The sequence below is a fragment of the Azospirillum formosense genome, assembly GCF_040500525.1.
GTDB classification, from domain to species: Bacteria; Pseudomonadota; Alphaproteobacteria; order Azospirillales; family Azospirillaceae; genus Azospirillum; species Azospirillum formosense_A.
The window spans coordinates 863,251-888,623 of sequence record NZ_CP159403.1 but is presented as its reverse complement, the minus strand read 5'-3'; the positions used below and the strand labels follow the sequence as shown (position 1 = coordinate 888,623).

At 69.3% G+C, this 25,373-nt stretch carries 23 protein-coding genes; 15 read left to right on the top strand and 8 right to left on the bottom strand.

The window, feature by feature from the left end:
- Nucleotides 1-3: 3 nt before the first annotated feature.
- Genes ABVN73_RS17215 through ABVN73_RS17205 form a run of 3 tightly spaced genes read right to left on the bottom strand, consistent with a single transcriptional unit; the run spans nucleotide 4 to nucleotide 4,983 of the window.
- A complete protein-coding gene (locus ABVN73_RS17215; RefSeq protein WP_353859519.1) occupies nucleotides 4-3,150 on the bottom strand; it encodes an efflux RND transporter permease subunit in 3,147 nt (1,048 codons plus the stop codon).
- A 16-nt stretch (nucleotides 3,151-3,166) separates the two neighbouring features.
- On the bottom strand, nucleotides 3,167-4,327 hold the full coding sequence (locus ABVN73_RS17210) for an efflux RND transporter periplasmic adaptor subunit (RefSeq protein ID WP_353859518.1): 1,161 nt from the start codon (nucleotides 4,325-4,327) through the stop codon (nucleotides 3,167-3,169).
- The gene (locus ABVN73_RS17205; RefSeq protein WP_353859517.1) at nucleotides 4,324-4,983 is read right to left on the bottom strand and encodes a TetR/AcrR family transcriptional regulator; all 660 of its coding nucleotides are present in this window, start codon (nucleotides 4,981-4,983) and stop codon (nucleotides 4,324-4,326) included. Before ABVN73_RS17205 ends, ABVN73_RS17210 begins: the two co-directional genes overlap by 4 nt.
- A gap of 341 nt (nucleotides 4,984-5,324) precedes the next feature.
- On the opposite strand from ABVN73_RS17205, the gene ABVN73_RS17200 reads away from it, so the two are divergent.
- The 3 genes from ABVN73_RS17200 to ABVN73_RS17190 all read left to right on the top strand — a co-directional run bounded on the left by ABVN73_RS17200 (nucleotide 5,325) and on the right by ABVN73_RS17190 (nucleotide 9,733).
- The gene (locus ABVN73_RS17200; RefSeq protein WP_353859516.1) at nucleotides 5,325-6,404 is read left to right on the top strand and encodes a lytic transglycosylase domain-containing protein; all 1,080 of its coding nucleotides are present in this window, start codon (nucleotides 5,325-5,327) and stop codon (nucleotides 6,402-6,404) included.
- A gap of 267 nt (nucleotides 6,405-6,671) precedes the next feature.
- Nucleotides 6,672-8,621: a methyl-accepting chemotaxis protein gene (locus ABVN73_RS17195; RefSeq protein WP_353859515.1), complete on the top strand. Its 1,950-nt coding sequence runs from the start codon at nucleotides 6,672-6,674 to the stop codon at nucleotides 8,619-8,621.
- A gap of 122 nt (nucleotides 8,622-8,743) precedes the next feature.
- Entirely contained in the window at nucleotides 8,744-9,733 is a 990-nt protein-coding gene (locus ABVN73_RS17190) for a small ribosomal subunit Rsm22 family protein (protein ID WP_353859514.1), read from the top strand.
- 3 nt (nucleotides 9,734-9,736) lie between these two features.
- On the opposite strand, the gene ABVN73_RS17185 is transcribed toward ABVN73_RS17190, so the two are convergent.
- Nucleotides 9,737-10,855, bottom strand: coding sequence for a DNA topoisomerase IB (locus ABVN73_RS17185; protein WP_353859513.1), 1,119 nt, complete (start codon nucleotides 10,853-10,855; stop codon nucleotides 9,737-9,739).
- 145 nt (nucleotides 10,856-11,000) lie between these two features.
- On the opposite strand from ABVN73_RS17185, the gene ABVN73_RS17180 reads away from it, so the two are divergent.
- The 3 genes from ABVN73_RS17180 to ABVN73_RS17170 all read left to right on the top strand — a co-directional run bounded on the left by ABVN73_RS17180 (nucleotide 11,001) and on the right by ABVN73_RS17170 (nucleotide 14,286).
- On the top strand, nucleotides 11,001-11,312 hold the full coding sequence (locus ABVN73_RS17180) for a hypothetical protein (protein ID WP_353859512.1): 312 nt from the start codon (nucleotides 11,001-11,003) through the stop codon (nucleotides 11,310-11,312).
- A 74-nt stretch (nucleotides 11,313-11,386) separates the two neighbouring features.
- Nucleotides 11,387-13,012 carry an alpha-glucosidase family protein gene (locus tag ABVN73_RS17175; protein ID WP_353859511.1) on the top strand — a complete coding sequence of 542 codons (1,626 nt, stop codon included), beginning with the start codon at nucleotides 11,387-11,389 and terminating at the stop codon, nucleotides 13,010-13,012.
- A 167-nt stretch (nucleotides 13,013-13,179) separates the two neighbouring features.
- A complete protein-coding gene (locus ABVN73_RS17170) occupies nucleotides 13,180-14,286 on the top strand; it encodes a TRAP transporter substrate-binding protein (protein ID WP_353859510.1) in 1,107 nt (368 codons plus the stop codon).
- 60 nt (nucleotides 14,287-14,346) lie between these two features.
- Here ABVN73_RS17170 and ABVN73_RS17165 read toward each other — a convergent pair whose 3' ends face one another.
- Nucleotides 14,347-14,985 (bottom strand): glutathione S-transferase family protein, encoded by a 639-nt coding sequence (locus tag ABVN73_RS17165; protein ID WP_353859509.1) that lies wholly within the window; start codon nucleotides 14,983-14,985, stop codon nucleotides 14,347-14,349.
- A gap of 188 nt (nucleotides 14,986-15,173) precedes the next feature.
- Here ABVN73_RS17165 and ABVN73_RS17160 point away from each other — a divergent pair, with 188 nt between their 5' ends.
- The 3 genes from ABVN73_RS17160 (at nucleotide 15,174) to ABVN73_RS17150 (ending at nucleotide 18,090) form a co-directional block, all read left to right on the top strand.
- Nucleotides 15,174-17,000 carry an extracellular solute-binding protein gene (locus tag ABVN73_RS17160; RefSeq protein ID WP_353859508.1) on the top strand — a complete coding sequence of 609 codons (1,827 nt, stop codon included), beginning with the start codon at nucleotides 15,174-15,176 and terminating at the stop codon, nucleotides 16,998-17,000.
- 17 nt (nucleotides 17,001-17,017) lie between these two features.
- Nucleotides 17,018-17,422 (top strand): response regulator, encoded by a 405-nt coding sequence (locus tag ABVN73_RS17155; protein ID WP_353859507.1) that lies wholly within the window; start codon nucleotides 17,018-17,020, stop codon nucleotides 17,420-17,422.
- A gap of 218 nt (nucleotides 17,423-17,640) precedes the next feature.
- Nucleotides 17,641-18,090 carry a hypothetical protein gene (locus tag ABVN73_RS17150; RefSeq protein WP_353859506.1) on the top strand — a complete coding sequence of 150 codons (450 nt, stop codon included), beginning with the start codon at nucleotides 17,641-17,643 and terminating at the stop codon, nucleotides 18,088-18,090.
- Between the two features lie 56 nt (nucleotides 18,091-18,146).
- Here the strand turns inward: ABVN73_RS17150 and ABVN73_RS17145 are convergent, their stop codons facing one another.
- Both ABVN73_RS17145 and ABVN73_RS17140 read right to left on the bottom strand, forming a co-directional pair.
- The gene (locus tag ABVN73_RS17145) at nucleotides 18,147-19,343 is read right to left on the bottom strand and encodes a homoserine O-acetyltransferase (protein ID WP_353859505.1); all 1,197 of its coding nucleotides are present in this window, start codon (nucleotides 19,341-19,343) and stop codon (nucleotides 18,147-18,149) included.
- Between the two features lie 103 nt (nucleotides 19,344-19,446).
- Nucleotides 19,447-19,767, bottom strand: coding sequence for a heavy metal-binding domain-containing protein (locus ABVN73_RS17140; protein ID WP_014197078.1), 321 nt, complete (start codon nucleotides 19,765-19,767; stop codon nucleotides 19,447-19,449).
- A 219-nt stretch (nucleotides 19,768-19,986) separates the two neighbouring features.
- Here ABVN73_RS17140 and ABVN73_RS17135 point away from each other — a divergent pair, with 219 nt between their 5' ends.
- The 6 genes from ABVN73_RS17135 (at nucleotide 19,987) to ABVN73_RS17110 (ending at nucleotide 24,188) form a co-directional block, all read left to right on the top strand.
- A complete protein-coding gene (locus tag ABVN73_RS17135) occupies nucleotides 19,987-20,622 on the top strand; it encodes an XRE family transcriptional regulator (RefSeq protein WP_353859504.1) in 636 nt (211 codons plus the stop codon).
- A gap of 340 nt (nucleotides 20,623-20,962) precedes the next feature.
- Entirely contained in the window at nucleotides 20,963-21,904 is a 942-nt protein-coding gene (locus tag ABVN73_RS17130) for a YqaJ viral recombinase family protein (protein ID WP_353859503.1), read from the top strand.
- Between the two features lie 31 nt (nucleotides 21,905-21,935).
- Complete coding sequence (locus ABVN73_RS17125) at nucleotides 21,936-22,733, top strand: hypothetical protein (protein WP_353859502.1); 798 nt, start codon at nucleotides 21,936-21,938, stop codon at nucleotides 22,731-22,733.
- 38 nt (nucleotides 22,734-22,771) lie between these two features.
- Nucleotides 22,772-23,095, top strand: a complete 324-nt coding sequence (locus tag ABVN73_RS17120; protein ID WP_353859501.1) for a hypothetical protein — start codon at nucleotides 22,772-22,774, stop codon at nucleotides 23,093-23,095.
- A 39-nt stretch (nucleotides 23,096-23,134) separates the two neighbouring features.
- Nucleotides 23,135-23,455: a hypothetical protein gene (locus tag ABVN73_RS17115; protein ID WP_353859500.1), complete on the top strand. Its 321-nt coding sequence runs from the start codon at nucleotides 23,135-23,137 to the stop codon at nucleotides 23,453-23,455.
- Between the two features lie 88 nt (nucleotides 23,456-23,543).
- Nucleotides 23,544-24,188, top strand: coding sequence for a LysE family transporter (locus ABVN73_RS17110; RefSeq protein WP_353859499.1), 645 nt, complete (start codon nucleotides 23,544-23,546; stop codon nucleotides 24,186-24,188).
- A gap of 28 nt (nucleotides 24,189-24,216) precedes the next feature.
- On the opposite strand, the gene ABVN73_RS17105 is transcribed toward ABVN73_RS17110, so the two are convergent.
- Complete coding sequence (locus ABVN73_RS17105) at nucleotides 24,217-25,326, bottom strand: diguanylate cyclase (RefSeq protein ID WP_353859498.1); 1,110 nt, start codon at nucleotides 25,324-25,326, stop codon at nucleotides 24,217-24,219.
- Nucleotides 25,327-25,373: the final 47 nt, after the last annotated feature.

Sequence of the window (25,373 nt, the reverse complement as noted above, 5' to 3'; positions counted from 1 at the left end):
GAGCTACTCCGCCGCCGTGCCCTGCGAAGCCGTGCCGTGCGCCACCGCGTCCGGGTCCTTGTGGGCGAACCAACGCTTGAAGCGCCGGGACAGCGCGTCGAGGTAGGTGAGGATCACGGGCACCACCAGCAGCGTGAGCAGGGTGGAGCTGATGAGGCCGCCGATGACCGCGTGGGCCATGGGCGCGCGCTGCTGCGCGCCTTCGCCGATGCCGAGCGCCAGCGGGATCATGCCGAAGATCATCGCCATGGTGGTCATGACGATGGGGCGCAGGCGGATAATGCCGGCCTCCACCACCGCGTCGCGCAGGTCCACCCCGCGGGCGCGGGCCTGATTGGCGAAGTCGACCAGCAGGATCGCGTTCTTGGTCACCAGACCCATCAGCATGATGAAGCCGATGGCGCTGAAGATGTTCAGCGTGGAGCCGGCGACCAGTAGCCCCAGGAACACCCCGATCAGCGACAGCGGCAGCGACATCATGATGGCGATGGGCTGGAGGAAGCTGCCGAACTGCGAGGCCAGGATCAGGTAGATCAGGATCACCGCCAGCAGCAGCGCTTGCGTGGCGTAGGCCGACGTCTCGGCGATGTCCTTGGTCGAGCCGCCGAAGACGATGCGGTATCCGGGCGGCAGCTTGATCTCCGCGATGGCCGCCTGAAGCTCCTTGCCGGCGTCGCCGGCCGGGCGGCCCTGGACGTTGGCCTGGACGTTCACCTCGCGCGACAGGTCGCGGCGGTTGATCTGCGAGGCGCCGAGCGTCGTCTCGACCCGGCTGACCTGCGACAGCGGCACCATGCGCGGCGCCCCCTCGGCGTCGTTGGAGCCGGTCAGGTAGATGCGGTCGAGGTCGGCCCGGCCCACCCGGTCGCTTTCCGGCAGGCGGACCAGCACGTCGTAGGTCTCGCCGTCCGGCGCCTTCCAGGTGGACACCTTGTCGCCGGCGAAGAGGGGGCGCAGCGTGTTCGCCACCTGCGCCGTGCCGACGCCGAGGTCGCTCGCCAGATCGCGCTCCAACCGCACCGACAGGGTCGGCTTGGCGGCCTTCAGGCTGACGTCCACGTCCACGAAGCCGCGGATGCCGGCCATGGCGGCGGTCACCTGCTTGCCGATGCGGTCCAGCTCCGCGATGTCGCGGCCCTGGACGGACACCTGGATCTGCTTCTGCACGCCGCCGACGCCCGGAATGCCGATGCCGATCTGGACGCCGGGGATCGCCGACAGCCGTTCGCGCAGCGGCGGGGCCAGCGTGTTCGGGGTGCGCGTGCGCTGGTCGATCGGCTTCAGCCGGACATAGACGCTGCCCCGGTTCTTGCCGACCGACGCGCCTGTGTTCACCGTGGAGTAGGTGTAGGCGACCTCCGGAAACTCGCGGATCGCCGCCTCGACCTGCCGCAGCTTGGCCGCCGTGTAGTCGAGCGACGAGCCGACCGGGGTCTCCACGTCGACGATGGATTCGCCGAGGTCGGCGGCGGGGACGAACTCGACGCCGATGCGCGGCACCAGGAAGAAGCTGCCGACGAAGATTCCCAAGGCCATCAGCAGGACCAGCCAGCGCCGGCGCAGCGCCCAGCGCAGCGTCCGGCCATAGACCCGCGCCAGCGCGTCGAAGGCGCCCTGGAAGCCCGCCGCGAAGCGCCCGAAGACGCCGCGGCCGTGCCGCCCGTGGGCCGCCGGGTCGTACCACAGGCTGGACAGCATGGGGTCCAGCGTGAAGGACACGAACAGCGAGATCAGCACCGCCGCCGACACGGTGATGCCGAACTGCAGGAAGAAGCGCCCGATGATGCCGCCCATGAAGGCGACGGGAAGGAACACCGCCACGATGGTCAGCGTGGTCGCCAGGACCGCCAGACCGATCTCCTTGGTGCCGTCCAGCGCCGCCTGCCGGTGCCCCTGGCCCTTGCCGAGGTGGCGCATGATGTTCTCGCGCACCACGATGGCGTCGTCGATCAGGATGCCGATGGCCAGCGACAGCGCCATCAGCGTCATCGTGTTCAGCGTGAAGCCGAAGGCCGCCAGGACGCCGAAGGTGCCCATCACCGCCACCGGCAGGGTCAGCGCCGTGATCACCGTGCTGCGCCAGGACCCCAGGAAGACCATGACGATGGCGATGGTCAGCACGCCGCCTTCGACCAGCGTGCGCTGGACGTTGCTCAGCGAGTTGGTGATTCCGCGCGAGGTGTCGCGCACCACCTCCAGGGCGACGTCGGAGGGCAGGGAGCCATCGCGCCGCAGCTCGTCCAGCGCCTTGTAGAGCCCGCGCGCCACCTCCACGGTGTTGGAGCCCTGGATCTTCACCACGTCGACGGCCAGAGCCGGCTGCCCGTTGAACAGGGCGACGGAGTCCTGCTCCTCCTGGCCGTCCAGCACCTCGGCGACCTGGCGCAGCCGCACCGGCTCGCCGCCGCGGCGCGTGACGATGATGTCGAGAAGCTCGCGCGGGTTGATGACGCGACCATCGACTTGGACGACGCGCTCCGCCCCGTTGCCGGAGACGGTGCCGGCCGGGATATCCTGATTCTCGTCGCGGATCGCCTTGAGGACCTGATCGACGCCGACGCCCAGAGCCTCCAGCCGTTCGGGGCGCAGCCGCACCTGGACCTGCCGCTTGACCCCGCCGGCGATGGTCGCCCGCCCGACGCCACGCACGTTCTGCAGGCGCTTCAGGACGATCTGGTCGGTCATGGTGGTCAGGTCGCGCAAGGACCGGATGTCCGACTTGACCGCGAGGGACAGGATGGGCTGGTCGTCCGGGTTGAAGCGGGTGATCTGCGGGTCCTTCACCTCGTCCCGGAACTTGGGGCGCAGCGCCGACACCTTCTCGCGCACGTCCTGCAACGCCTGGGTCGAGGCGGTCTTCAGGTCGAACTCGGCGATCACCACCGACTGGCTCTCGTAGGAGCGGGAGGTCAGCGTCTTGATGCCGGCGATGGTGTTGACCGCGTCCTCGATGGGGCGGGTAACGTCGGTCTCGACCGATTCCGGGCTGGCGCCGGGATATTCGGTGGAGACGACGACCAGCGGAAAATCCACGTCGGGAAACTGGTCGACGCCCAGCCGGTTGTAGGAGAACAGGCCCAGCACCATCAGCGCCACCATCATCATGGTGGCGAAGACGGGGTTGTCGACGCTGATGCGGGTGATCGGCATGGCGCGGCGCGTTCCCTTAAGACCCCATGACCTTGACGGCCCGTCCGGCGGTCAGGCCGGGCAGGGGGGCGGTCACCGCCAGATCGCCGTCGGCCAGCCCGCGCACCTGCACGAGATCGCCGCGCGCCCAGGTGCCGAGCACCTCGACCTTGCGGCGTTCCACCCGCCCCCCGGAGACGACCAGCACGAAGTCGCCGTCCTGGTCGCGGCGGACGGCGGCCGGGGGCAGGGCGAAGGCGCCCTCCACCTCGTCCACCACCGCGTCGCCCGCGGCGAACATGCCGCCGCGCAAACTGCCGTCGGCGTTGTCCAGGACGATGTAGACGGGGATGGCGCGGGTGCCGGCGCGGGCCATCGGGTTGATGCGGGCGATCCGGCCGACGAAGTCGCGCTCGCCGAAGCCCTCCACGCGCAGCCGCACGGTCTGGCCGGGCTTCAGACGGGCCACGTCGTCGGCGGGCACCGCCGCCTCGACCTCGACGCGGCTGAGATCGACGACGGAGAACATCTTGGCGTTGACCGCCAGCGTCTCGCCGGGGTTGACCGCCCGTTCGGCCACCGTTCCGTCGATCGGGCTCGCCACCACCGCGTCGCGCAGCGCCTTGCGGGCGAGGTCCACCTGCGCCTCCAGCGCCGCGACGGTGGCCTGCTGGAAGCGGAAGGTGCTCTGCGCCTGATCCATGTTGGCTTCCGAGACGATGTCCTTCTGGCGCAGCGCCAGATTCTTGGCGCGCGTCTTGTCGGCCAGGACGAGCTGCGCCTTGGCGCCCTCCAGATTGCTCAGCTTCTCGTCCAGCTTGGCCTGAAGCTCCACCGTGTCGAAGCGGGCCAGCACCTCGCCCTTCCGGACGGCCTGCCCCTCGCGCACCGGCACCTCGACCAGCCGGGCGGCGACCTCCGACTTCACCATGGACTGTTCCATTGGCTTCACGGAGCCGCTGAGGCGCACCAGCTCGGTCAGGCGGTGCGGGGCCATGCGGGTCAGTTCGACGGGCGACAGCTCGACCGCCCGTTCCGCCGGGGGCAGGCCGGCCGCGGCGGGGGGCACCGCGTCATGGCTGCTCGTGGCCTTCCAGGCGACGCCGCCCGCGGCCAGCGCCCCGGCGACCAGCAGGGGCAGCAGCAGGCGGCGCCGCGGCTTGGCGGCGGGACCATCGGAACGGGCGGCGTCGATCATCGGGTGCGGTCCTTGGGTTCGGCCCTCAGCCCGTTGAGGACGAGGTCGAGATAGGCGTCGAGGTAGGATTCGGCGGAGGCCGCGGCGGGGTCCGGCTCGAAGGGGCGCAGAGAGTGGTTCCACAGCGAGAGCATGCTGAGCGGGGCGGCGATGACGCGGGCCATCTGCTCGACGTCGACGGGCCGGAACTCCCCGCGCTCGATGCCGCGGCGCAGGATGCGCGCGAAGAAGCGCCGGCCGCGCAGGACGACCTCCTCCATGTAGAAGCGGGCGAGGTCGGGGAAGTTCTGCGCCTCGGCGATGACCAGCTTCGACAGCCCGGCGTTGGGGCTCTGCTCCATCTCCCAGAAGCCGCGGGCGAGGCCGCGCAGGAACTCCTCGCTGGTGCCGGTGAAGCTGTCCAGCAGGTCCTCGCCCATCTGGAACTGCGGCAGGATGGATTGCCGGACGACCGCTTTGAACAGCCCTTCCTTGTTCTCGAAATAGAGGTAGGGCAGTCCGACACTGACCCCGGCCTTGCGGGCGACATGCTCCAGCTTGGTTGCGGCAAATCCGCGCGAGATGAACAGGTCGCGCGCCGCCTCGATCACCTCGGCGGGGCGGGCCTCCTTGCGCCGGGACCGGCGGGACGGGGGAAGGGGAGAGCTGTCGGGCATCGGCGGACGTCTATAAATGAACGTTCATTCAATATGGAATGGCCTCAGGAAAGTCAAGCGGTTGCGGGAGGCGCTGCAATCGGACCGCAAGTTCCGGGCGTGACAGGAATGGGTCTCTCGCCTGCATCCGCAAAGACGGCGACAGTGCCAAATGGGGCAGAAAAAGGGCCAATACGGATGAACAGCATTTGGCTGAAAACCATTCCAATGGGCTATGAAAAAGGGAAAGGCCGTAAAATCAGGACATTACACCCGCCTTGTTGCTTGACAGCCGGCACCATTACATCGCAAAGAGAGGGTAACGCTTTCGATCTTTGTGCAACCAGCACGGACCCCTCCTCGTGGCTTATCGCGACTTCACCGCGGCCCGCGCCGCCGGTGCCGCCCTGATTCTCGCCCTCGGCTTGGCGGGTTGCGCCTCGAACGCTCCGGAAACGGCGGAGCTTGTCGTCAAGGCCCCGGAGGTGGCCGAGGTTCCGATTGATCCGAAGGACCCGCTCGGCCGCTGGGTCCCCCACATCCGCGAGGCGTCGGAACGGTTCGACGTGCCGGAGAAGTGGATTAGGGCCGTGATGATGCGCGAGAGCGGCGGACGCTCCGTCGTGAACGGCCGCACCATCACCAGCCATGCCGGCGCCATCGGGCTGATGCAGGTGATGCCCGGCACCTACGACATGATGCGCACGCAATACGGATTGGGGTCCGATCCGTCCGATCCGCGCGACAACATCCTGGCCGGCACCGCCTATCTGCGGGAGATGTACGACCTGTTCGGCGCGCCGGGCTTCCTCGCCGCCTACAATTGCGGCCCGGCCTGCTACGCCTCGCACCTCGCCGGCAAGCAGAGGCTGCCGCGGGAAACCCGGATGTACATCGCGGCCCTGACGCCGAACCTTCGCGGCGTGGCGCCCCGCGAACCGTCGCAGGCGGCGGGCGCCAGCGCGATCGAGGTCGCCATCGTTCCGGCGAGCGCTCCCACGCCGCCGCCCGTGGCGGTGGCCGCCAAGCCCGCCGCCAAGCCGGCGGCTCCGGAACCGGTCGCCGTCGCCGCGGTGGTCCCGGAACCGGTGGCGCCGGTGCCGCAGACCCCGGCCGCCCCGGCACCGGTTGCCGTGGCCGCTCTGGAGCCCCGCCCGGCCCCGTTCGTGGTGGAGCCCATGGGGCGCGGCGAGGCTCGCCCGCCCGCGGAGTTCGTCGCCGCCACCGACCGCGACGCGCCGGCCGCGGCACGCTCCGGACGGACGCCGTCCCGGACGGTGGAAACCCTGGTCGCCGAGGCGATGCTGCCGCCCCACGCTGTCGGCAAGGGCGAGCGGGTGGTCATCCGCTTCGTGTCCCAGCGCAGCGGCGGCTGCGGCAGCCTGGAGGGCCGGGACCGCGTCTGCGTCGCCCTGGCCGGCGGAGAAGGCGCCGGCCTGTAACGGCTTCGTCCGTTCCCGTTTCGCAGCATCGGCAACAACCAGAGGCGGCGCCCACCGGACGGTCGGGCGCCGTCTTCGGTTTTCCACAATAGCCTCACACCCACATCCCCGAGCATATAGGTACTCAAACGATAAAGCCCCGGAGGAACCGCCCCGCGCGATCCATCCGGAAGAACGAAGAGTTCGGGGGAACGCTGCGGATGAGGTGTGGAGATGGTATCCGGTGCAGGTGAGCGGGCAAAACGCTCGACCTTTCAAGTCGTTCTGGTGGATTGCCTGATTGCGGGCGTCGTGGTGGCCGCTCTGGCGGTGTTGGGCGGCATGACCGCCATGGAGGCGACCCGCATCGCCGACGGCAACGCCGAACTGGCGCAGCGGGTGGCCGAGAACCAGCGGATCGCCCTGGAGGCCGAACGGCTCGCCAAGCTCGGCGAGGCGGTGATCGCCAGCGCCGACGAGGCGACGCGGGCCGACGCGCTGTCCGGCCTGGATGCCCACGCCGCGCGGATGTCGGCCAACGCCGCGCCGGAGATCGCCCAGACCGTCGCCAAGGCGGTCGCGGCGAGCCGGGAGGCCGCGGCCATCGGCGCCAAGGTGGAGGCGCTGGACAGGAAATTCGGCTTCAACATCAGCCGCGCGGAGAGCCTGTCCGGCGACATCGCCCGGGGCCTGTCCGCGGCGATGCGCGCGACGACCCAGCCGGCGGACGAGCAGGCGCTCGCCACGCTCTTCTCGACGATCCGCGACGCCAAGTTCCTGCTGACCCGCCTGCCGTCCCAGCTCTACCCGCCGGCGGTCGGCAACGACCTGCGCCAATTCCGCGAGCACATGGTGAAGGCCATGGATTTGCGCCGGCATCTGCCGTCGTCCGACGAGTTCGAGAGCGTCGCCGACGACATCGCGTCCTTCGCCGCGCTCGACGAGGCCTTCGCTCAGCGCACCGAAACGTTGCGCCTGACCACCGACGCCCACGCCCACAACCAGGAGGTCCGCACGCTGGTCGACGGGCTGGTGCAGGGGATGAACGCCGCGTCCGACGCGGTGACCGCGCGCAGCCAGGAGGGGGCGGCGGCGCTGACCGCGGTGCTCGACCGGCTGACGCTCATCGCGCTGGGCGCTTTCCTGCTGATCGGGCTGATCGGCGGCGTGAACATGCTGCTGGGCTACCGCTTCATCATGCAGCCGGTGCGCGACGCCAGCCGGGCGCTCCAGGCGCTGATCCGCGGTGAAAGCGCGGTGCCTCTGCGCCCCTCGCCGCTGCGGGAGATCGCCGACATCCACGGCGCGGTCGAGGCCTTCCGCGACGCGCTGGACGCCCGCCAGCGGGCGGAGGAGACCCGCCGCGACCAGGAACGCCGCGCCGAGCAGGAACGCCGAGCCCTGATGGCGACACTGGCCGATGGGCTGGAGCGCACCGTCCAGGCGGTGGCCGGGTCGCTGTCCGTGGCGGCGGCGGAGGTCACCGGTTCCGCCCGCGCGGTCGCCGGCATGGCGTCGGACACCGCGCAGCGCACCCGCGCCGCCGCTGACGCCGCCGGCACCGCGACCAGCAACGTCGGCGCCGTGGCCTCGGCCAGCGAGCAGCTGTCCGCCTCCATCGACGGGATCGGGCAACAGATCGCCCAGTCGCGCAGCGTGGCGGAGGACGCCGTCGCCGAATCCCGGCGCGCCGACGGCTTGACCAAGGGCCTGTCGGACTCCGCCCAGAAGATCGGCGAGGTGGTCGCCATCATCACCGCCATCGCCCAGCAAACCAACCTGCTGGCGCTCAACGCCAGCATCGAGGCGGCGCGGGCCGGCGACGCCGGCAAGGGCTTCGCCGTCGTCGCCACCGAGGTGAAGGCGCTCGCCTCCCAGACCGCCGCCTCGACGGAGGAGATCGCCACGCTGGTGCACGGCATCCAGCGGTCGACGATGGGGGTGGTGGAGGCCATCGACCGCATCGGCTCCACCATCGCCGTGATCGGCGAGAGCGTGTCCGGCATCGCCGCGGCGGTCGAGCAGCAGCGTCAGGCCACCTCGGAGATCACCCACAACGTGCGCATCGTGGAGTGCATGAACACCGACGTGTCGTCGAACATCGGCGACGTCAGCCGGGTGGCGGTGGACACCGGGCGCTCCGCCGACGCCATGATGGGGGCGGCCGACCGCCTGTCGGAACTGGCCGGCACCCTGAACGGCGCGGTGGACGATTTCCTCCGGCAGGTGCGGGCGTAGCCGCCCGCTCCCTGTTTTGTCGCGTTCCCTGATTTGTCCCGTTCCCTGATTTGTCTATGTGCGGGGGGCGGGCGGCGTGCTAACAGGCGAGACGACGACCACGCCTGCCCCCTTCCGGATCCATGGAACTTCCCCCCTCGCTCCGCCATGCGGTGGATCGCGCGCTCGACGGCATCGCCCTGTCCGACCTGAAGCGCGCGGCGGACCGCCTCTCCCAGCGCTACCGGGCGGAGGTGCGGGACGGGCGCTTCCACCTGTCGGACGATCTGGCGGCGCGGGCCTATCTCGCCACCCGCCTGCCGGCCACCTTCGCCGCCGTCCGCTCCAGCATGGAGGCGGTGGCCGAGGCGCTTCCCGACTTCGCACCGGTGACCGCGCTGGACGTCGGGGCCGGGCCGGGAACGGCGCTGTGGGCGGCGTCCGACCGCTGGCCGAGCCTGGACGACGCCCTGCTGGTCGAGGGCAGTCCGGCCATCCGCGCGGTCGGCGAGACGCTGTCGCAAGCGGCGGCGCCCGCGCGGATCGCATGGCGGGCCGGCGACGCCACGGGCGACCTGCCCGGTCTGGAGCCGCGCGATCTGGTGACCCTGGCCTATGTGCTGGACGAGCTGGCGGAGCCGGCGCGCGACCGGCTGGTCGACCGGCTGTGGTCGCTCACCGCCGGGACGCTGCTGATCGTGGAGCCCGGCACGCCCGCCGGCTGGGCGCGGATCGTCCGGGCGCGGGAGCGGCTGGTCGCCGCCGGCGCCCATCTGGTGGCGCCCTGCGTGCACAGCGCCGCCTGCCCGCTGGCGCCGCCGGACTGGTGCCATTTCTCCCGCCGGGTCGCCCGCTCGCGTCTGCACCGCATGGCCAAGGGGGCGGAGGTGCCGTGGGAAGACGAGAAGTTCGTCTACGTCGCCGCCTCCCGCCAGCCGGGCGCCCGCCCCGAGGCCCGCATCATCGCGCCGCCCTGGAACGCCGGGAACGGACGCATCGGCTTCAAGCTCTGCGGCCAGGATGGTGCTCAAACGGAGCGGATTCTCGGCAAGCGCGACGGCGCCGCCTTCAAGGCCGCGCGCCGGCTGGACTGGGGTGACGGCCTGTCCAGCCAGGACCAGCCGGAGTCCTAGACCCTACGCGGCGCGCCGCCGCCGGCCCTCGCTGGCGCGGGACCGGCGCTCGCGCTCCAGCCGGCCGCGCAGGAAGGCGAGAACGGCGGCCTCCTCGGCCTCCAGCTCGGGAAGCTCCTCGCGCAGCTCGGTCTCCACCTCGCGGGTCAGGGAGTCCAGCAGGTTGCCCTCCAGATAGGCGTCCAGGATCTCGGGGTGGACGTAGCTCTTGCGGCAGACGCTGGCGGTGTTGCCGAGGCGGGCGGCCACCTGCTCGATGGCGTGGGTGACGTTGCGCTTGGCCTTGGCGGCGCTGTCGAAACTCTCGAACTCCCGCAGCGCCATGGCGGCCAGGACGGTGCCGGCCCAGGTGCGGAAGTCCTTGGCGGTGAAGTCCTGTCCGGTGGCGGCGCGCAGATACTCGTTCACGTCGCCGGAACTCACCGCGTGGCGCTGCCCGTCGCGGTCCATGTACTGGAACAGCTCGTCCCCCGGCACGTCGCGGCAGGCGCGGACGACGCGGGCCAGCCGGCGGTCCTTCAACGCGACGTTCCATTCCTTCCCGGACTTGCCCTTGAAGGTGAAGCGGATTTCCGACCCCTCGATGTCGGCGTGGTCGTCGCGCAGGGTGGTCAGGCCATAGCTGCTGTTTTCGCGCGCGTAGCTTTCATTGCCGACCCGGATCAGCGTGGTTTCGAGCAGCCGGACCACGGCGGCCAGCACCTTTTCCCGCGGCAGGCCGCGGCGGGCGAGGTCGCTGTCCACCTGACGGCGGATGGCCGGCAGGGCCCGGCAGAAGTCGAGCATGCGCCCGAACTTCGTGCCCTCGCGCATCTCGGTCCAGCGCGGGTGGTAGCGGTACTGCTTGCGCCCGCGCGTGTCGCGGCCGGTGGCCTGGAGGTGGCCGTCCGGGTCCGGGCAGATCCAGACGCCGCGGTAGGCCGGCGGGATCGCCAGCTTGCGGATGCGCTGCAGCGTGTCCTCCTCGGTCACCCGCGTGCCGTCGGGCCACCGGTAGGAGAAGCCCTTGCCGGCGCGGCGTCGCCGGATGCCCGGCTCGTCGTCGCAGACATAGCTCAGCCCGGCGCAGGCCGCGGCCTCTTCCGCGTCGGTGCGGGGATCGGTGACCATCGCTCCGTCCATGCTGGAATCCCCATCGGTTGCCAGCCCATCGGCTGCCAGCGTGAAACATCGGCGCCGCGTTTTGGTTGCATGGTTGCGGCGGGCGCGCCGTTCGGCGACCATGGCCCCGGCCAAGCCACCCGCCGGCACCGAAGGGAAGAGGACGATGGACGAGACCAAGCTGACCGCCGCCCTGCCGAACCTGGACATCCAGATCCTGCACCGGGACGACCCGGAGCGCGGGGCCGAGACGATCGCCATCCAGATCACCGCCACGCCGTCCTTCGACGCGCTGCGCGGGATGATGGGGCCGGCGCTGCTGGCCTCGGCCAACCCGCTGCTCAACCCGGCCCTCGCCAACGCCAACCCGATGCTGGCCCTGTGGACGGCGCCGATGCGGATGTGGAGCGACGCCGTACGGCAGGCCTGGGCGCCCTGGCTGCGCCTGACGCCATCGCCGGGCGCTCGGAAGCCGTGACCAAAACCGGCTCGGTAACCGATCGTTAGGGCTATGGGTGGACCCTTTCCACGAGTCTCTTGTGGAGGGTCCTCATGTCCCAGGCGTCTTCGTGGCTGCGCGGTGCCGCGCTGTACCAGATCTATCCCCTCAGCTTCCTCGACGCGAACGGCGACGGCTGGGGCGATCTGGACGGCGTGCTGGACGGCCTCGGCCATGTGGCGTCGCTCGGCGTGCAGGGGGTGTGGATCAGCCCCTTCTACCCGTCGCCGCAAAAGGATTTCGGCTACGACATCGCCGACCACCGGGCGGTCGATCCGCGCATGGGCCGGCTGGAGACGGTCGACCGGATCATCGAGGCGGCGCACGGCCACGGGCTGAAGGTGATCCTCGATCTGGTCTGCGGCCACACCTCCGACGCGCACCCCTGGTTCAGCGCCAGCCGCCGGTCGCGCGGCGGCGAGTTCGCCGACTGGTACGTCTGGGCCGACCCGCGCCCCGACGGCACGCCGCCCAACAACTGGCTGTCGGTGTTCGGCGGTCCCGCCTGGACCTGGGAGCCGCGGCGGCGGCAGTATTACCTGCACCATTTCCTGTCCAGCCAGCCCGCCCTGAACCTGCACGACGCGGCGGTTCTCCAGGCGCTCGACGACACCGCCGCTTTCTGGCTGGAGCGCGGGGTGGACGGCTTCCGCATCGACGCGGTGGACTTCTTCGCCCATGACCCGCAGCTCCGCTCCAACCCCGCGGCGGCCTGGAGCGGGGCGGAGCCGCCGGCCAAGCTCTTCGGCCTTCAGCAGCATCTCTACGACATGATGCATCCGGCCATCCACACCGTGCTGGGTCGGCTGCGCTCCGTGGTCGATCGCTATCCCGACCGGGTGCTGCTGGGCGAGCTGTCGAGCCAGCCGGGCGCCGCGCGGCGCATCGCCGCCTATTGCGGGCCGCAGGGGTTGCACGCCGCCTACACCCTGTCGCTGGCCAAGCAGCCCTTCACCGCCCGGAACTTCGCCGGGGCGCTGACCGGCACGCCGCAGCCCGAGGCGATCTGCTGGAGCTTCTCCAACCACGACGTCGAGCGCGCCGCCAGCCGCTGGCTGCCGCCCGGCGCCGATCCGGAGCGCTTCAACGCCCTGCTGGCCACGCTGTTCGCCACGCTGCCCGGCACCGTCTGCCTTTATCAGGGGGAGGAGCTGGCGCTGCCCAACGCGGCGCTGCGGCCGGAGGAACTGCGCGACCCCTTCGGCATCGCCTATTGGCCGGATTTCCAGGGGCGCGACGGCAGCCGCACGCCGATGCCCTGGCGGTCCGGCGCCGCCAACGCCGGCTTCTCCAGCGCGGTCGAGACCTGGCTGCCGGTGGCGGAACCCCATCATGCCCTGGCGGTGGACGCGCAGGAGCGGCGCGCCGGCAGTCCGCTCGACGTCTGGCGGTCCGCGCTGCGCCTGCGCCGCCGCCATCCGGCGCTGACCCACGGCGGCGTGGCGGCGGTGGAGGAGGCCGGCAGCGTCCTGGCCTTCGAGCGCGCGGCGGAGGGCGAGGAGCTGCTGGCCGTCTTCAACCTGTCCGACCGGCCGGCGGAATACGCGCTGAAGCGCAAGCCGCCGATGGCGGCGCTCGACCTGCCGCGCCCGCCGGGAGCGCCGGTTCCCGAGGTCAGCGCGGACGGGCGGACGCTGGTCCTGCCGCCGTTCGCCGCCTTCCTGGGACGGCGCGGCTGAACGGGGCGGCTAATCCGTAGGACCGGGGTAGACCTGTCATGCGCTTTTGTGCGATGAATCGGAACGAAAACGCTGCTTTGTTACAGTTGTGAAAATTCCCTCGCAACAAGTGGTCCGACAGGCTGCTTGAAACGAAAAGGGAAGGCGGAGTCCACGGGAGAAGAATCGTGAAAAGACGTGCGTTTCTGAAGTCGGCAGGTGCGGGCGCCGCGGCCACGGGTGCGGGGCTGGCGGTTGCCGGCGTTGCCGCGCCGGCCATTGCGCAGTCGCAGCCGGAAATCCAGTGGCGCTTGGCGTCGAGCTTCCCGAAGAGCACCGACATCCTGTTCGGCGCCTCGGAGCTGATCGCCCGCCGCGTCGCCGAGAGCACGGACGGCAAGTTCCAGATCCGCGCGTTCCCGGGCGGTGAACTGGTGCCCGGCCTCCAGGTGCTCGACGCCGTGCAGAACGGCTCGGTCCAGTGCGGCCACACCTGCGGCTACTATTATGTCGGCAAGGACCCGACCTTCGCCTTCGACACGGCCATTCCGTTCGGCCCGAACGCCCGCCAGACCACCGCCTGGTTCCAGGCCGGCGGCCTGGAGCTGATGCGCGCGTTCATGAAGAACCACAACGTCATCCAGTTCCCGGCTGGCAACACCGGCGCCCAGATGGGCGGCTGGTACCGCAAGGAAATCAAGACCGCCGCGGACTTCCAGGGCCTGAAGATCCGCATCGCCGGCATCACCGGCCAGATCATGTCGAAGATGGGCGCCACCCCGACCCAGATCGCCGGCGCGGACGTCTATCCGGCGCTGGAGAAGGGCACCATCGACGCGACCGAGTTCGTCGGCCCCTACGACGACGAGCGGCTGGGCTTCCATCAGGTCGCCAAGTACTACTACTACCCGGGCTGGTGGGAAGGCGGGCCGAACGTCTCGCTCTACGTCAACCTGCAGGAGTGGGAGAAGCTTCCCAAGTCCTACCAGTCGATCCTGACGGCCGCCTGCGCCGAGGCGAACACTTACATGATCGCCCGCTACGATTCGGAGAACGCCAAGGCTCTGAAGCGTCTGGTCGCCAAGGGCACGCTCCTGCGTGCCTACCCGCGCGACCTGATGGAGCAGGCGCACAAGATCGCCTTCGAGTATTACGACGAGTTGGCGAAGACCAACCCGAACTTCAAGACGGTCTACGAAAGCTGGAAGCCGTTCCTGGACGAGACCCAGCTCTGGTTCCGCGTCGCCGAGTTGCCCTACGACAGCTTCGTCGCGTCGGCCGGCACCAAGAAGTAAGCGCGTCCGCTTGAGAGGGGCCCCCATCCGCACTGCGGGTGGGGGCCATTTCTTTTGGGGTCAGCCGACGTCCTGCTGCGGCATCAGTTCCATCTGGCGCTTGGCGCCGGGCTGGGCGAGCATGCGGGCGTGCCACGCCTGGACGTTGGGGTAGGTGGCGATGTCGATGTTCGACTCCTCCACGAGGTCGATCCAGGGGAAGGCGAAGATATCGGCGATGGTGACCCGCTCGCCCTCGATGAAGGTCCGGCCCGCCAGATGGCGGTCGAACTGGGCCAGCCCGCCGGCCGCCGCGGCGTCGATCCATGGCAGGGCGTTGGCGTCGCCGTGGAATTTGCGCACCGCGCGGGCGCGCTGGACCGGCAGCAGCACGTCGGCCAGCCAGGACAGCCACTCCGCCAGCCGGATGCGCTCCGCCTCGTCCCGCCCGCCGAACCGGCCGGTCTTTTCCGCCAGATAGGTCAGGATGACGCCCGATTCGGAAATGCTGAGGTCGCCGTGGACCAGGGTCGGCACCCGGCCGAAGCGGTTGATGGCGAGATAGTCCGCCGACTTCTGCTGGCCGCCCCGCAGGTCGACATGGCGGTAGGCGTAGGGCACGCCGGCCATCGACAGGAACAGGGCGACGCGGGTGGCGGGCTGCGAGTTGAGATTGCCGTAGACGGTGAATTCGGCGGACACGGTCGAAGAACCCTCCATGCTGGTCGCGCTTATCGGCGCGGATTGCCGAAAACCATGACCGCAAGCCCGCCGGGACACCAGAGCAAATCGCGGAGCGCGATGCCGCGGGGTGGGCAAGGGGGTTTCGCACCGCCTCTCCCCTCCCACATGTTATCAGAGCGGAACCGGCGCCGAGCGCTCCGGAGAGAATGATGGGAGGATGGGGCATGCGCCGTATGGCCGCTGGATTGTTGATCGGGCTGATCGCCGCCGCCGTGGCCGGACCGGCGGGCGCCCAGACACAGAACGGCGCGGCGCGGCACGGCATGGCGCTGTACGGCGAGCCGAAATACGGGCCGGATTTCCGGCATTTCGACTATGTCAACCCGGACGCCCCGAAGGGCGGGAAGGTGACCCTCCAGGCCATCGGCTCGTTCGACACGCTGAACCCCTTCACGCTGCGCGGCGTGCCGGCGGCGGGGGCGGCGCTGATCTATGATACGCTGATGACCGGGGCGGCGGACGAGCCCTTCACCGAATACGGCCTGCTCGCCGAAAGCGTTGAGATGCCGGAGGACCGCTCCTCCATCACCTTCAACCTGCGCTCCGGCGCGCGGTGGCACGACGGAAAGCCGGTCACCGCCGAGGACGTGGTGTTCTCCTTCACCATCCTGACGGAGAGTCATCCCTTCTACCGCAGCTATTACGGCGCGGTAGACAAGGTCGAGGCGGAGGGGGAACGCCGCGTCCGCTTCACCTTCAAGCCGGGCGACAACCGCGAGCTTCCGATGATCGTCGGCCAGTTGCCGGTGCTGCCGAAGCATTACTGGGAGGGCAGGGATTTCCAGGCGACGACGCTGGAGCCGCCGCTGGGCAGCGGCCCCTACCGCATCGCGTCGTTCGATCCGGGCCGCGGCATCAGCTATGAGCGGGTCGCCGACTATTGGGGCAAGGACCTGCCCGTGAATGTCGGGAGGAACAATTTCGGCAGCATGGCCTACGAGTATTACCGGGACGCCAGCGTCGCCCTGCAGGCTTTCCGTGGTGGGCTGTACGATTTCCGCCAGGAGAACGTCGCCAAGACCTGGGCCACCGGCTACGACTTCGACGCGGTGCGCGACGGCAAGGTGGTGAAGGAGGAGATCGCCAACGAGGTGCCGGCGGGCATGCAGGGCTTCGTCTTCAACACGCGCCGCCCGGTCTTCGCGAACCCCAAGGTGCGCCAGGCCATCGCCTACGCCTTCGACTTCGAATGGACGAACCAGACCCTGTTCTATGGTGCCTACAAGCGGACCGAGAGCTATTTCGAAAACTCGCCGCTGCAGTCCCGTGGGCTTCCGCAGGGTCGCGAATTGGCGATCCTTGAGCCGCTGCGCGGCAAGATTCCCGCCGAGGTCTTCGAGAAGACCTACCACGCGCCCAGCACGGAGGGGCAGAACGGCCTGCGCCGCAACCTTCTGGAGGCCAAGCGGCTGCTCGACGAGGCGGGAACCGACGTGCGCAACGGGGTGCGGGTCGACGTCGCGACCGGTAAGCCGCTGGACTTCGAAATCCTTCTGGACAGCCCGACCTTCGAGCGGGTGACGCTGCCCTTCATCGAGAATCTGAAGCGGCTCGGCATCCGGGCCAGCATCCGCACGGTGGACACCACCCAATACGAAAACCGCACCCGCGACTTCGATTTCGACATGATCGTCCATGTCTGGCCGCAGTCCCTGTCGCCGGGGAACGAGCAGACCGGCTACTGGGGCTCGGCCTTCGCCGACCGCCCGGGAAGCCAGAACATGGCCGGCGTGCGCAGCGAGGCGGTCGATCAGCTGATCGGCGAGATCGTCCGCGCCAACAGCCAGGAGGATCTGAAGTCCGCGGTGTCGGCGCTCGACCGGGTGCTCCTGTGGAACCATTACGTGGTGCCGCACTGGTATTCCGGCGTCTACCGCGTCGCCTATTGGAGCCGGTTGAAGCGCCCCGACACCGTGCCGCCCTATTCGCTCTCCTTCGACTCCTGGTGGCTGTCGGACGCCTCGGCCGCCGGCACCGGCAAGACGCCCTGACGAGGTGGACGGACGCCATGGCTGCGCATTCGCTGAACAGGACGCGGACCATCCTCGTCGTCGATGACAACGCGCTGATGCGCAAGCTGCTGGTCCGTTGCCTGGAAGAAGGCGGCCACCATGTGGTGGACACGGACGATCCGCGCGGCGTGCTCGACCTCATGCGCGCGCTGAAGCCCGATCTGGTGATCATGGACGTGGTGATGCCCGGCCTGTCCGGCGTCGAACTGGTTCGGCTGATCCGCGCCGACCAAGGCTTGGCGCCGACTCAGGTCGTCGCGGTCACCAACCTGTCCACGCCCACCGACATGCTGCGCTTCTCCCGCGCCGGCTTCGACGGGCATGTGGCCAAACCGATCCAGCCACGCGACTTCCTGGCGACCATCGACGGCTATCTGGACGGAAAGGGGGAACGGATATAAATTTATCGCAAACAGTCACTTAAGGGAATTTCCTAAACAATTTTTCGAAGAACTTTCTGCAAGCATCTTTTGAGTTTTTATATGAGAAACAGCCACTACATTATTGAAATATAGGGGCTTTGATGGCGAACCTCCGAGAGCCTACCGGTGGGTGCTCCTCGCCGGTGGTTGATCCATGCTACGCTCCTGCCGTCCCTGACGTGCCCGTCGTCCAACGCATGAAAGTCAACGCCGCCGCCTCCTTGGTGCTTCTGCTGCTGGCCTTGCCCGCGGCGGCGGACCCCATGCGGGTGGAGCGGACCGATCCCGGCCACCTGCGCGCCTTGAACCGCTCTTTCCTTCCCCAGCAGGTCATTCCGCCCCGGACCCGCCATGTGCGCAGCCAGGCGGTCTACAACCTGCCGAAGGGGCTGGAGGGGCTGACCCGCGACCCCGCCTTGTCACGCCTCTGCCAGCGCGGGGCCTTCGGCCAGGAAATGGATGGATTCTATTGGGCGCGCACGCCGGACAAGCGGTATGGCGTGGCCTTCTCCGGCGGGGCAAACCTGTCCGACCCGCAGAACAAGCGAAAGACCGGTCAGGTGTATTTCTTCGACGGCCAGGACAGCCACTGCACCGTCTATGTCGGCGATCAGGCCAAGCTGATGCCGCACTATGTCGGCCCCTGAGAAAACGCTGACGGCGGCCCCGCCGGAGGCATGGCCCGGCGGGGCGGCGTGGATCGTCACTTCGCCATGAAGGTCGCTATGGTGTCGCCGGCCTTGGCGATGTTGGCGATGCCGTCGAGATGGCCGAGGCTGGTGGTGATCGCGTCGGTGTAGGTGACCGCGACGCCCTGCTTCTCCAGCCGCTCCTTCAGCGGATGCATGGCGCGCTCCGGTGGGAAGACGAGGTCGTCGGCGGAGGGGATCAGCAGGACCGGCGCCTTGATCTTCGCCAGCCCTTCGTCCAGGGCCCCGCCGCCGCCCACCAGGAACGTCTGGTTGGCCTTCACCAGATACAGGAAGTGGTTGGCGTCGCTGACCGCCGCGCGGGCCGCCGCCGCCTTGTCCAGCCACGCTTCGATGGCGTACTGGTTGTTCATGCTGGCGGCGGGGTCCTTGCCGTCCTCCGCCCAGCCGCGGCCGAAGGTGGCGTCGGCCCATTTCCAGTGGCGGGCGTGCAGGGTCACCAGCTTCAACGCCTCGGTCAGCCCGGCCTTCGGCTCCGCCTTGCCGTAATAGTCGCCACCCTGCCAGTTCGGATCGACGCGGATGGGCGCCGCCCACAGGTTCAGCCAGCCGATGAGGAAGGGGTCGGCCTCCGCCCCGCCGATCACCGCGACCACGCGCTTGACCATCTCCGGATGGGCGGCGCCCCATTCCAACGCCTGGAGCGACCCCATCGAGCCGCCCATCACCGCGTGCAGAGACTTCACGTTAAGACTGTCCAGCAAAGCCTTCTGGACATTTACGAAATCGCGGATGGTGACGACCGGGAAACTCATGCCGTAAGGCTTGCCGGTGTCGGGGTTGATGCTGGCCGGACCGGTGGTGACGACGGTCGGGTCCTTCGGCGACAGGTTCACCAGCGTGTCGGAGCTGATGATGAAGTATTTGTCGGTGTCGAGCGGCTTGCCCGGTCCGATGATGGAGTCCCAATAGCCGGGAGCCGGGTCCTCCATCTTGTACTTGCCGGCGGCGTGGCTGTTGCCGCTGAAGAAATGGGTGACGAGGATGACGTTGTCCCTGGCGTCGTTCAGCTTGCCGTAGCTTTCCCAGCCGATCCGGACGTTCTTGATCGTGCCGCCGCCCACCGTGGTGTAGGCCGGCATCTCGAACACCTTCTTCTCCACGAGGCCCTCGAAGGCCAGGGCTGGCGCCGCGCAGAAAAGCCCGGCGGCCAGGGCCAGGCCGCCGAGCCGTTTCGCCAGAGAACGCATGTCGTCCCTCCCGTTTCTCAGGTCCCTATCGATGCGGGGAGGGAGTGTAAGGGGGTGCGACCGCCCGTCCAGGCGGGCAATCGGCCTAAACGATTGGGAGAATTCAGCCCAGCCGGACGGCGGTTCCGTTGATCGAGACCATCAGCATGCCGTTCTCCTTGCCCAGCACCTCGTAATCGATGTCCACGCCGACGATGGCATCGGCCCCCAGCGCCCGCGCGGCGTCCTGGAGATCGGCGAAGGCGGCTTCGCGGGCGTCGCGCAGCGCGTTCTGGTAACCGCCGGCCCGTCCGCCGACGATGTCGCGGATGCCGGAGAACAGGTCGCGGAACATGTTCACGCCCAGGATCGCCTCGCCGGCGACCATGCCCAGATACTGGGTGACGGGACGGCCTTCGACGGTGTCGGTGCTGGTGACGATCATCTTGTCCTCCGGGTGTGGTTTCGTGCCATCCAGATGGCGGCGCAGGCGATGCGTCGCAATGGGTGGGGAAGGGGCGCAGCCGGCGAGTCCGGGAGTCCAACGCGATACTGCGAAATCGCAGCGCATCCTCGGCGAAATTGCGACATAAGCGAAGAAACCTTGCGCGTTCCGTCAACGTTCTCTCTTATAGGGCGCTCTTTCGGCGGGGAGGACGGCGGTATGGACGACACGCGGCGGGCGATCCTGCGCTGGATGACCGGCGTGATGGAGGCGCAGGGCTGGAGCGCCGGAGCCTGGGCGCGGCTGGCCGAGGTCACGCCGACCAACATCACGCGCTTCCTGCGCGACCCGGTACGGGGCAGCGTTCCCAGCGCGGAGACGCTTGGCCGGCTTGCCCGCGTCGCCGGGTCGGAACCGCGATTCCTCGACGAGACCGCCTATTCGCCCGTCGCGCGGGTTCCGCTGCTGACCGTCGAGCAGGTGCGCGATTTCCTGGAGCTGGGACGCCGGGCTGGCGAGGCCTTCATCGCCGCTGCCTTGACGGGCGGCGCGCGCGGCATCGCCGTGGACCGCCCGGCGTCGCGCCGCGCCTTCGCGCTGACCATCGCCTCCTCCAGCCTGAACGCCGCCGGTGTCCTGCCGGACGACTGCGTGGTGCTGGAACCGCTGGACGTGCTGGCGCCGCAGGCCGGCGACGTGGTGGTCACGGTCGGCGACGGAACGGTGTGCGGCTACCGCTTCTTCCCGCCGCATCTGCTGCCGGTCAGCACCGACCCCGGATGCCGCCCGACGCCGATCGAGCGGGCCAACGTCGCGGGCGTCGCTGTTCACATCACCCGCTGCCTGCGCGTTTGACCGCCCGTATTTGACGGGAATCTAAAAGAAAAACGGCGCATCCAGCCGGCGGAAATTCTTTTCCGCGACCCCCTTTGACGCCCCGATTCCATGCCCATTTGTTCCGAGTCGCCCGATTCGGTCACAGCATGACCGCGGCCGCGCTGCATTCTACTTAGTTTTTTGAAAAGGTTCGAAGAATCGATCCTACGGCCAAGCCGCAGGTTCTCTTTTTGTTCTTGAATCCTGCGTGTTCGCAGCCCATATTCACGATACGGTTTATGGTTAACGGCGATGGCGCTGCGAAGACGCATCGACTCGAAGCCAGAACGCAGGGAAACGGCTGGGGGCCGGCAGGGGAATGGCGATTACGGACGCGCAGCACGCCGCGCGGGCAGGGCGTATCGGGTCTTCCGACGCCACACGCATCATGGCGGGCGACTGGCTGACGCTGTGGCGCGAGAAGACGGGGCGGTCGGCTCCGGCCGACCTCGGCCTCGTCGCCGCGGTGCAGATCGGCATCGCGACCGAGCATCTGCACCCCCGCTTCGTGGAGAAGGCCACCGGCCTTCCCTGCGTGCCGGCGGAGCGGACCTGGGTCCATCCGGAGCATGACTGGATGGTCGCCCATTTGGACTTCCTGACATGGGAGGACGGCACGGAGGGCGGCGCGCCGGACACGCTGGTGGAGGCGAAGTTCACCGGCGGATTCCAGACCGACGCGGAGCTGGCCCAGCGCTACCACTGGCAGGTCCAGCACCAGCTGGTGGTCACCGGGCTGACCCGGGCGATGCTGTCCATCCTGCGCCCCACCGGCCACGCGCTCGTCCGCGTGCCGCGGCGGGAGGCGGATTGCGGGCGGCTGATGGAGACGCTGGACGCCTTCTGGTGGCATGTCGCCAACGATGTGGAGCCCGGCGACCCGCTGCCCGCCGAGGCTCCGGCCTACGAGACCCGCCGGGTGGTCGACATGGCCCGGCACAACCGCTTCGCCGCTCTGGCGGCGGAGTTGGTCGACCGCCGCGCCGCCGCGCTCGCCGTCCGCGAGGCGGAGGCCGCCCTGAAGGCGCTGATGCCCGCCGACGCGCGCATCGCCTTCGTCGCGGGGGACGAGCCGGGCCGCGGCCTGTACCTCGCCCGCGACCGCGAGGGACGCTTGTCGCTGCGCTACGGCGCGCCGCCGCGGCGGGCGCTCGACACCGCCGAACCGTGGCAGCCCGCCGCGGCCGGTCCGTCCCCTGACCCGAGCCTGGACGCTGTGCTCAGCGGCGGCTGGGGTGAGGGGAGAGACGAACGCTACTGACCAAAAGGGGAACCCGACGACCATGGGACGCATGAGCAAGACCGACACCGTTGCCGAAACCGAGAAGACCGTCAGCACGGCCGCTCCGAAGATCGCGGGTTCCCAGACCGCCACCGCGGATTCCGCCGCCCCGGATCCCATGCATCTGTGGAACCGGCTGAAGCGGACCGACCCGAAGGCGACCAAGCCCTTCACCCGCTCCGGCGGCTTCCGCGGCACGCAGATCGACCCGACCTGGCGCCTGATGATGATGACCGAGGTGTTCGGCCCGGTCGGCAAGGGCTGGGGCTATGAGCAGATGGACTGGACCATCGCCGAACGCATGGTCTTTATCTGCGCCCGCGTCTGGTACCTCGACCCGGAGACGGGCGAGAAATGCTGGACCGGCCCGCAGTGGGGCGGCACGGAGATGGTCCGCCGCCGCAACGGCATCGAGGCGCCCGACGACGAGTGCTTCAAGATGTCGATGACCGACGCGGTGGGCAAATGCCTCGTCCAGCTCGGCCTCGCCGCCGATGTCCATATGGGCCAGTTCGACGACAGCAAGTACCGGGAGGAGGCCGAGGCCTTCTACGCCGCCAAATCGAACCCGGACCTGCAGCCGGCCGCCATCGCCGCCTTCGAGGAGGAGATCCGCAAGCGGCTCGGCGCCTGCCTGGACCTGGACGACCTGGAGGAGCTGTGGCGCACCGGCGCCGGAACCCGCCTGCGCGAGATCGGCACGGTGGACCGCACGGCCCAGCACCGCATCACCAGCCTGTTCGCCCAGAAGAAGGCGGAAATCCTGAAGCAAGACGACGACGAGGGCGGCGATCTGGAGGCCGCCTGAGCCACGCCACTCCGCGGCGTGGAAGGGAGATGCCCTGTATGACACCCGCAACCACCACCCAACACACCAACGCCGAACGCTCCCCCAGCGGCCTGTTCCGCATGAGCGCCTGGGAAGGGGAGATGGAGCGCAGCCATCCCCAGCTTCCGCGCTGGTACTGGAACGAGGCGGAGCGCCGCAAGCAGTACGCCCGCTGGGTCGAGGCGGAGGCGGAAACGCTGGCCCTGCGGCTGGCCGGGCTGCTCCGCCCCGACACCCCGGCGGACTCCGCCGGTCCGGCCCGCCTGCTGGTCGAATCGCTGGCCCGCGACGCCGAATGGGCGCGCAGCCTGGAAGACCGGCTGCTCCGCAACGCCGCGTGATCGAAAGGCCGCCTGATGTTGAAGAAGGATGCACGCGCCATGACCATCGAAGAGGTCCAGTCCCGGCTGCGCGCGGCCCACGCCCGGATCGGGCATGAGGGACGCTTCGCCCTGACCCTCACCCTGAACGGGACCGAGGACGGCTACATCACCCACTGGTTCCGCCCCGACCCGCACGCCTTCGAGGATTGCCGGGCGGTCGGTTCCGGTTCGATCGCCGAGTGCCTCGCCGCCCTCGACCGCTATGTGGAGACCTATCGGCGCCAGCCGACGACGGAAGAGGTGGGCCGTACGATCGGGCTGCCGGAGATTCCGCCACGCGCCCATCACGGCACGAGCTTTCTGATGGCCGCCGAATGAGCGGGCGGGAGCGTCGGTCCCGATTCGGGCTGACGATCCCGCTTGCCATCCATAAACTGCGGTTTTCCCGACCGGCGGAGCCGCGCCCATGGATGGACCCACTCTCGCCCTGTTGAGCATCCTCGGCGCCCTGGCCGTCGGCGCCGTCAGCCCCGGCCCCAGCTTCGTCCTGGTGGCCCGCACCTCCATCGCCGTGTCGCGCCGAGCCGGGCTTGCCGCCGCCGTCGGCATGGGCATCGGCGGCGTGGCGTTCGCCACACTCGCCCTTCTCGGTTTGAACGCCCTGCTGGCACAGGTCAGTTGGCTCCATCTGGCCCTGAAGGTCGCCGGCGGCCTCTACCTTGTCCATTTGGCCCTGCGGATCTGGCGGGGGGCGGCGGAGCCGATCCACGTTCCGGACCCGGCCGCCGCCGGTGTTGACACCGGCGGTGCCTGGCGCGCCTTCGGGATCGGGCTGGCGACGCAGATCAGCAACCCGAAGACCGCCATCGTCTACGGCAGCATTTTCGCCGCCCTCCTGCCGGCCGCGCCGCCGGCCTGGGTTCTGCTGATCCTGCCGCCGGCCGTGTTCCTGATCGAGGCGGGCTGGTACGCCATCGTCGCCTTAGCCTTTTCCGCCGGCCGGCCGCGCGCCGCCTATCTGCGGTCCAAGACGTGGATCGACCGGCTGGCGGCCTCGGTCATCGGTGCGCTGGGCGTTCGGCTGGTGGTGGACGCGGTCGAGCCGTCCTGACGGCCATCCCCGATGGCGGCCGCCCCGGTCAGGCGGTGCCGAGTTCCAACCGGTTCTTGCCCAGGCGCTTGGCGCGGTACATGGCCTGATCGGCGCAGCGCAGCAGCACGCCGGCGTCAGCGCCGTCCGACGGGAAGAAGGCCATGCCCACGCTGGCCGACACCGGCAGGTCCAGGCCGGGGATGGGCCGGTCGATGCACTCGATCACCTTTTCCGCCACGGACCGGGCATTCTCGACGGAGATGTCGCCCTCCAGCAGAACGGCGAACTCGTCCCCGCCGATGCGGGCGGTGGTGTCGCTGCTGCGCAGGGCGCCGGACAGGCGCCCGGCGGTGGTCACTAGCACCTCGTCGCCCTTCTGGTGGCCGTGGGTGTCGTTGACCTCCTTGAACCCGTCGAGGTCGAGGAAGAGCAGGGCGAAGCTCTTGTCCTCACGCTTGGCGCGGGCGATGGCGTGCTCCAGCCGGTCTTCGAAGCGGATGCGGTTGCACAGCCCGGTCAGCGCGTCATGACCGGCGAGGTAGCGCAGCCGCTCCTCCAGATGGTGCTGGGCGGTGGTGTCGCGGGCGATCCCCTCGATCCCGATCGGCCGCCCGGCGGGATCGCGGCGGGTATAGGCGTTGGCGGATATCCAGAAGACGGTCCCGTCCTGCCGCCGCATCGGCATGCGGTGGTCGCGGACCTCGCCGCCCGCCTCATCCAGCGCCGCGAGGAATTTGGCGCGCCCGTCCGCCTCCACGTAATGGTCGGCGATCCGGGTGCCGATCACCGTCTCGGGACTCAGCCCGAACTGCCGCGCGAACTGGGGGGAGGCCATGCTGACCCGGCCGTCCAGGTCCGTGCGGAAGAAGGAATCCGGCAGTTTTTCGATCACCGAGCGAAGATCGGCCTCCGATTGGGCCAGCCGCTCCAGGGTGGAGCGCAGGGCGTCCTCCGACCGGGTGCGCCGCCGGAATTCCTGGCGCAGGACACCCCACAGCCCCAGGGCGGTGAGCAGGACGAAGGCCGTGCCCTTGACGTTCTGGATCAGCACCACCTGGCCCAGCCCGGCGGCGTCCAAAACGCGGTCCGACCCCACCACCCACGCGGTGGCAAGGCCCGTGTACAGGCCGACAATTCGGGTTGCCGAGGAAAGCATGGGCGCAGCTGCGGTTGGCGTCGGTGCAGACTAGCTATTGGCGCACG